Here is a 5,996-nt window from a genome sequence, read left to right on the forward strand (position 1 = left end):
CTGTCACAGCTCGCGGTGTACGGGGCCGAGGCGCGGGCATTGATCACAGCCGCCATCGACTCTCTCGGGTGAGTCCGTGCAAGTTCGTGCACACTTCTGGAGCCACGCATCGCCCCGTCCGTACGGTCCGTAACAAGGCCCCGGCGAGGCTGTGAACCTCCCGGGGCATGGCCGACTGGATGGAGTCGACATGCCGCACGCTACAACGTCGGCGCCCGTGGGGGCAGTCCAGCTTCTACCGCTCCCAACGATCCGCAACCTGACCGAAGATCAGGTCTGCGGTCGCGCCTGCGTCTGATGCGCCGACGCCCTGACCGCCGGCGCCGTCATGAGCCTCGGCCCCCGCAGACGGCCCGGCACCGACAGCGGCGCCAGCTGGTACCCGCGCGGCTGCACGGCGTGCGTGCGCGCCGAGGCCCGCCGGGTCGCCGACCTCCACGCCCGGACCTGTTCCACCTGCCGCGGCCCCCGCGCCTGCTCGACCCACAGGGAACTGCTCGATCTCGCCGAGGGGGACCAGCGATGACCGCGCAGGCGACCACCAGCAGGCGGGGCCTGTGCTCGTGGTGCCACCGCTTCACCGACGGCATCCGACTGATCCAGATCGATGATGCGGGCTCGGGCTCGGCCACGCGTGGTCTGTACGCCCGCGGTCCGTGCCGTGAAATCCACCGCCTGGTCCCGCTCGCCGACCGGCCATGACCCCGCAGCCTGAGCCGCCGCCCGTCGCGTCGCTGACCTACGCCCAGTACTCGGGCTGGGCCTGCTGCTGGTGCGCCAAGAGCCTGCTGAACGTCATCGGCGCCGTGTCCGCCGGCATCGCCCGCGGCCGGGAAGGCGTGCACGTCCTCGACATCGAGGTCTACGCCTGCCCCGACTGCGCCGGCCGCAGCTCCAGCCGTCCCACGAACCTCCGAGGGGGAACCCCGTGAAGACCGACACGGCCGAGCGGATGGCCGAAGCGCAGCAGTCGGGCGGCCGGGCCGCGGGCTACTGCTGGCTGGAGCATCCGGACGGCGGCGCGCGCTGCACCAGACCCCCGCACGACGACCGGGAGCACGTGGACTACTACCGCGGCCGGAACTCGATCACCGACACCCAGGGCACTGCGTGGGTGGAGTAGAGCCTTCAGCGTCGGCGAGGGCGAACCGCCGGCGCTGGAGATGAGCGGGCCGCCTCCGTCCCCCCCGCGGGGCGGCTCCGCTGCGCTGAGCGCCGTGAGCCGTGCTCGGCCCGTGTGCGGATGACGGCCGGCGTACCTGTGTCCGCCGGCGGTCATCCTTTGCTCTGACTCGGTCAGAGCGAGCCGCCCCACCCCCTGTCCGGGGTGGGGCGGTCTACGTTTGTACGGGCGACCCCCGCCGCGTACGTCGGCGGGGGTCGCCTGCGGGCCGGGCCTCCCCGCCCAGGATCCGCAGGAGGCGACGAGCCTGTGTCTGGCGCTCACGAGGGAAGTCGCGCCGTCCTCGTCTGGCTTGGCAGCGTAGAACGCCGTTCGTGGTGATCAAGTCCCTTGAACGGGGGGTGATCAAACCATGATCGCCGGGGGATGTGGCATCCATGTGGCATCCGATCATGAACGAGGCCCCCTGTTCGAATAGAACAGGGGGCCCACGCCCCGCTGACCTGCTGTGCAGCCTGTGCCCCCGGCAGGATTCGAACCTGCGACACCCGCTTTAGGAGAGCGGTGCTCTATCCCCTGAGCTACGAAGGCGGGGATCTGTCGGAAAATGTGTCTGAAATTCGCCTCAAACTGGACGAATCTCATTCAGTTGGATCCCGACAGGTCTACGGCGATGCAACCTGCGAGGGCTGCGCCACCGCCGCCAGTGTAGCGGGTGGCCTGGTGGTGGCAGGTGTCTCTTGGCGTTGAGGCCGTCCGTGCCGGTCGGATGGGAGGGTGGGTGAGCAGCGCTCAGCCGCCACGCCCCTCGCGGGGTGTCGCGGCTGAGCCCTGCGTGGCTCGTCAGCCTGCGCGGCGTCCGGTGATGCGGGTGGCGAAGCGGGCGACGGAGTTGCTTGCCCACGCGTAGCCGATATAGATGAGGAGGGCTGCTTTTGCGCCATATGCGGGGACTCGCTCGTGTGGATACGACTGGTCGAACCTGGAATGCTGGGACTCGCTGTCCTGGCGGAATCCCTTGAGCCGCCGCCCTGCCGGGGTGTCGGGCGGGATTTGACGCAGGTGCTCGGCGCGATTGAACCGTTTCCGCTTGGTGGACGGGTCGATTTCCCGGTCCTCCTTGGTCTCGTCGACGCGGATTCGGATGGCATGGGGTCCGTATGGGTAGGGGATTTCGAGGCGCTGGTAGAAGCGTGCCTGTGCGCCTTTGCGGAATTCCAGCTCATGGACGGGAAGCGGCGTGTAGAGGGTTTCGCCTTCCACGGTGATGCGGCGCTCGCAGACCCGGCCGGCTGCGGCGTAGAGATTGTGGTTGGGGCGCCCTTTGGTGCACTTGTGTTCCTGGAGCGGCTGAGGTTCGAGGCCACCGTGTTGCTTGGTGAAGACGACCAGTCCTTCCGCGATGAGCGGGGCGCGGTGGACTCCGCGAAGGGCGGTGTCGTAGGTGATGGCGCGTACGCCGGGGGCTTTGGCAAGGATTTCCTTGACCAGCCGTACCGCGGCTTTCCCTTCGTCTTCACGGTGGGGGTCGTGTTTGCGTGCTTTGTGGCGTACGGATTCCAGGGCGAGGATGACTCGGCTGTGCGGGGCGTTCGCGGCGCGGACGGCGATGGAGAGGAATTTGTTTCCGTAGACGGGTCGGCCGCCGCCTTCGGTGGTGTGGCTGGCGTCGGGGTCTACACGGTGCCGTCGGATTTCGCCGGTCTTTTCGTCAGCCTCTTCCACTTTGGTGTGGTCTGAGGGTGGAGAGGCGACTGTTGCGTCGCCATGAAGGACCTGTTCTCGGGCCGGGTAGATCCAGCTGCCTCTGGGGTTGACGGCGAGCATTCCTTGGGCGATGGCTTGTTCGATCCATTTGCCCCGGCTGATGTCGCACACGGCGTCGACCGCAGTTTTGAGGTGGCGCTGGAAGAAGTAATTCCACTGGCTGCGGGTGGGGCCGGCCGGCGGGAGTTCGGCGGCTTCCTCGGGGCCGATGAAGTCGTGGATGGCGTGTCGGATGGGATCCCACCACAAGGGGCGGGCGAGGTGGGCGGCGGTGCTGCGGGCCGAGCCGAAGACGGAGATCGCGCACAGGAACACGAAGTAGATGTACGGCGGGTAGACGGGTGGCCGGCCGACCTGCCCGTTGTCGCGGGGCGGGAGGGCTTCGAGCGCGGTGGCGTAGAGGTCAGGGTTGCGGATGAGGAATTCGAAGCGTTCGTCGATGGCGAGGGGAGGGGCTTCGGGACCGCGTGGGGGCGTGGCGTCTGAGGCGGAGCCGAAGGCGTCGTCGGGGATGGGGCCGAGTACGTAGCTGGAGCCTTCGTCGGTCTTCTTCTTCGCGGTGCGCCCGCGCTTCTTGGGGGCGCTCACGCAGTGTCCGTGTCGTCGGACAGCCAGTCCAGGGAGGCGAGTGCGGCGGCGCTGTCGAGGGAGGACAGGCCCAGGCGGCGAGCGACTTCCGAGAGCTGGCCGGTCTCCTCGAGGATGCGGCGGGCGACGTAGCGGGTGACGTCCTTGGGCTCGATGCGGCGCTGGGCGGTGGCCAGGCCGCTGTGCCGGGCGATGTCGCCGAAGCCGGCGCAGACACTGGCCTGTGCACGGTAGGCGGAGGATGCTGCGGTCACGACAGGCTGTGCGGTTCCCGGTGGGGCTGTGCGCAGGAGGTGATGGCAGCGCAGGAGTACGACGCGGGCGGACCAGTCGTCCAGTGGGCAGTAGCGGCTTTGGGTGCGGGTGGCGCCGGAGGTCCATACGGTCGAGCCCATGAGATCGAGATCGAGGTCGTCGGTGGTCGCCTTGGCGATTTCGGCCGTGTGCAGGCCGGCCAGCAACAGGGCGAGGAGGGCGGCGTGGCGGGTGGCGGGCATGCCGCGCTCGGCGTGGAAACGAAGTTGCTGGATGTCGCCGTCGTCCAGGTGGACGCCCTGCTTGCGGGGGCTGCGCGGGATGGGCGGAAGATCGACCAGTGGTGCCGCTTTGGTGTAGCCGAGAGCGCGGGCTTCGGTGAACAGGGCTTGCAGGCCGGCGCGCCGCTGGCGTTGGGTTCCGGCTGCCGGGGTGGGGATCAGCCCTTGGTGGCGGTCGTTCCCGGGGGCCTCGATGAACGCCAGTGCGAGGGTGTGGGTGAAGTCGTCGAAGCAGAGCACACCGTGGATCTGGGCTTAGCGCTCGGCCCGTTCGCAGATGTGGGTGTACAGGTCGGCGGTCTCCAGGCTCATGTGCCCAGCCAGCGCGCGGTTCTGCCAGATACGAGTGATGTGCGGGAGCGCGGTGCGGATGCGGATCTTAGCCATGGCAGCCTCCGGCGAGGCATGCCGCGTGCGGGTGACGGCCCGGCGAGAGCGGGACATCGGGGGGTGCGGACGCGCTACGGTGGGCGCAGCCCGGCGCGGTGACGTGTCTGGGCATGCCTAAGCCCTTCGGTTGTGCCTGCGGCGATGCCGCAGTGAGGACCTGATGGGTGGAGGTGGGGGTCCGGCGGCGCTCTACCGGCCAAGGAAACGGCGCTGTCGGACCCGTTTTGTGTGCGGGTGGGTCAGTTATTGAGGTCGCTTGGGGGGCGGCTCCTGAGCTTGACGGCTGCGGCTGCCAGCGCGGTGATGTGGCCGTGCATGGACAGGACTTCGTCGGCGGAGAGGCTGGCGAGATCGGCCAGCTGTACAGGGCGGCTGAGCAGTTCCAGCAGGAGGTCACCGACCGCCGTACGCGGCGGCGGAATGCTTGCGCCACCCGCGGCGGAGGCAGCGGGTTCCTCAGGCTCGGTATCCGCGGGTGCAGGTTCCTGTTCGAGTTCGGAAGACCCGGCAGGGGTCTCCTCGTCCTTGGCGGCGTGGTCCTGAGGTGCGGACTCGGGTTCGGTGGTGCTCCGGCTGTGGCCGTCCGCCCGCTCGGACGTGGGTGCTGTGTCCTCGCACCAGCTCAGCCGTTTGCCTGGCTGAGGCTGCAGTAGGCCGAGTTCGACCATCAGGTCGATGAGCATCTCTACTTCGAGCCGGTACTCGTCGCCCACCTGGGCCAGCCGCATGAGCCGGGTCACCAGCCCGGTACGCAGGGCCGGGCCATCGAGCAGACGCGCCTTCACCGACCGCGCGAACCATTGACCCTTGAGGGCCTGGCCCAGGGCCCGGCGGCCGTGCGTGTCGCCCCGCCGCCAGGCCGCGGCCAGGGAACGGGCAGCCCGGGTGGGCCGGTAGGTGGCCCGTTCCGGTGCCCCCTCGATCAGGCCGCAGGACCGCCAGAAGGACAAGGTCAACTGGATACGCTCGGCCCGGACACCGATGACGGCTTCCAAGGATTGAGCTGTGAAGGTGTCCTCGGTCAGGCAAATCCCGCGGATCGAGGCCACTTGCTCGTCCGACCGAGCCCGCCGGGTCAGCAGAGGCCGAGCAGACGGACGCCGGGCGGGCTGACGCTTCATCACCGGCCTCCTCCCAATCCGACCAGGGCCGAGCTGCCAAGGACGCCCACCCGGCATGCACCGGGACGAGCGAGGGTGGGCGGGGAGCCCACCACACTTCTGGGTTGCTTTTTTGGTAGCACCCCCTGGCGTGTGGTGCATCTCGAGTGACACCCAGAGTTCGGGTGCGCCCCGCAGTGGCGAGGGCGGCGAGGCCTGGCAGTGGTGGAGACCGATGGGGTCGGCGCAATACAGGTCGGCTCAGCGAATCGGCGCCCGCACAGAGCAGGTTCGAAAAAATGCGCGGGGGTGAGATGAGTGAAGCGGAGTGCGAAAAGGGCACGGGTGTTCGGCTCTCCGGTACGTGGACAGGGTGAATCCGGCCGAGCACGCGCGATGACCGCAGCAAGAGCCGCTAACGTCATGGGTGTCGACCGTGCGTTTTCGTAACGGACGGGAGGGCGCCGCCTCGGCACAACTTTCGGTTCCTAG

General features: G+C 68.7%; 8 protein-coding genes and 1 tRNA gene. 4 read left to right on the plus strand and 5 right to left on the minus strand.

The window, feature by feature from the left end; all coding sequences use genetic code 11:
• Positions 1-328: 328 nt before the first annotated feature.
• Genes AC27LF_RS45110 through AC27LF_RS45125 form a run of 4 tightly spaced genes read left to right on the plus strand, consistent with a single transcriptional unit; the run spans position 329 to position 1,123 of the window.
• Entirely contained in the window at positions 329-526 is a 198-nt protein-coding gene (locus tag AC27LF_RS45110) for a hypothetical protein (protein ID WP_479662397.1), read from the plus strand.
• Complete coding sequence (locus AC27LF_RS45115; protein ID WP_479662398.1) at positions 523-702, plus strand: hypothetical protein; 180 nt, start codon at positions 523-525, stop codon at positions 700-702. Before AC27LF_RS45110 ends, AC27LF_RS45115 begins: the two co-directional genes overlap by 4 nt.
• Entirely contained in the window at positions 699-932 is a 234-nt protein-coding gene (locus tag AC27LF_RS45120; protein WP_479662399.1) for a hypothetical protein, read from the plus strand. The genes AC27LF_RS45115 and AC27LF_RS45120 overlap by 4 nt, the downstream gene beginning before the upstream one ends.
• Positions 929-1,123, plus strand: coding sequence for a hypothetical protein (locus tag AC27LF_RS45125; protein ID WP_479662400.1), 195 nt, complete (start codon positions 929-931; stop codon positions 1,121-1,123). Before AC27LF_RS45120 ends, AC27LF_RS45125 begins: the two co-directional genes overlap by 4 nt.
• A 518-nt stretch (positions 1,124-1,641) precedes the next feature.
• On the opposite strand, the gene AC27LF_RS45130 is transcribed toward AC27LF_RS45125, so the two are convergent.
• From AC27LF_RS45130 to AC27LF_RS45150, 5 genes are all read right to left on the minus strand, one after another.
• Positions 1,642-1,714, minus strand: a tRNA-Arg gene (locus AC27LF_RS45130).
• A gap of 252 nt (positions 1,715-1,966) precedes the next feature.
• Positions 1,967-3,478 carry a hypothetical protein gene (locus tag AC27LF_RS45135; protein WP_479662402.1) on the minus strand — a complete coding sequence of 504 codons (1,512 nt, stop codon included), beginning with the start codon at positions 3,476-3,478 and terminating at the stop codon, positions 1,967-1,969.
• Positions 3,475-4,254: a hypothetical protein gene (locus tag AC27LF_RS45140; RefSeq protein WP_479662403.1), complete on the minus strand. Its 780-nt coding sequence runs from the start codon at positions 4,252-4,254 to the stop codon at positions 3,475-3,477. The genes AC27LF_RS45135 and AC27LF_RS45140 overlap by 4 nt, the downstream gene beginning before the upstream one ends.
• A 15-nt stretch (positions 4,255-4,269) precedes the next feature.
• A complete protein-coding gene (locus tag AC27LF_RS45145) occupies positions 4,270-4,401 on the minus strand; it encodes a hypothetical protein (RefSeq protein WP_479662404.1) in 132 nt (43 codons plus the stop codon).
• Positions 4,402-4,643: 242 nt separating this feature from the next.
• On the minus strand, positions 4,644-5,453 hold the full coding sequence (locus AC27LF_RS45150; RefSeq protein ID WP_479665134.1) for a hypothetical protein: 810 nt from the start codon (positions 5,451-5,453) through the stop codon (positions 4,644-4,646).
• Positions 5,454-5,996 lie beyond the last annotated feature (543 nt).

Source organism: Streptomyces diversicolor (assembly GCF_057537855.1).

Bases quoted from the DNA above. Each gene is read 5' to 3' on its own strand.
- AC27LF_RS45115 (WP_479662398.1), top strand. From the start codon at position 523: ATGACCGCGCAGGCGACCACCAGCAGGCGGGGCCTGTGCTCGTGGTGC.
- AC27LF_RS45110 (WP_479662397.1), top strand. From the start codon at position 329: ATGAGCCTCGGCCCCCGCAGACGGCCCGGCACCGACAGCGGCGCCAGC.
- AC27LF_RS45145 (WP_479662404.1), bottom strand. From the start codon at position 4,401: ATGGCTAAGATCCGCATCCGCACCGCGCTCCCGCACATCACTCGTATC.
- AC27LF_RS45120 (WP_479662399.1), top strand. From the start codon at position 699: ATGACCCCGCAGCCTGAGCCGCCGCCCGTCGCGTCGCTGACCTACGCC.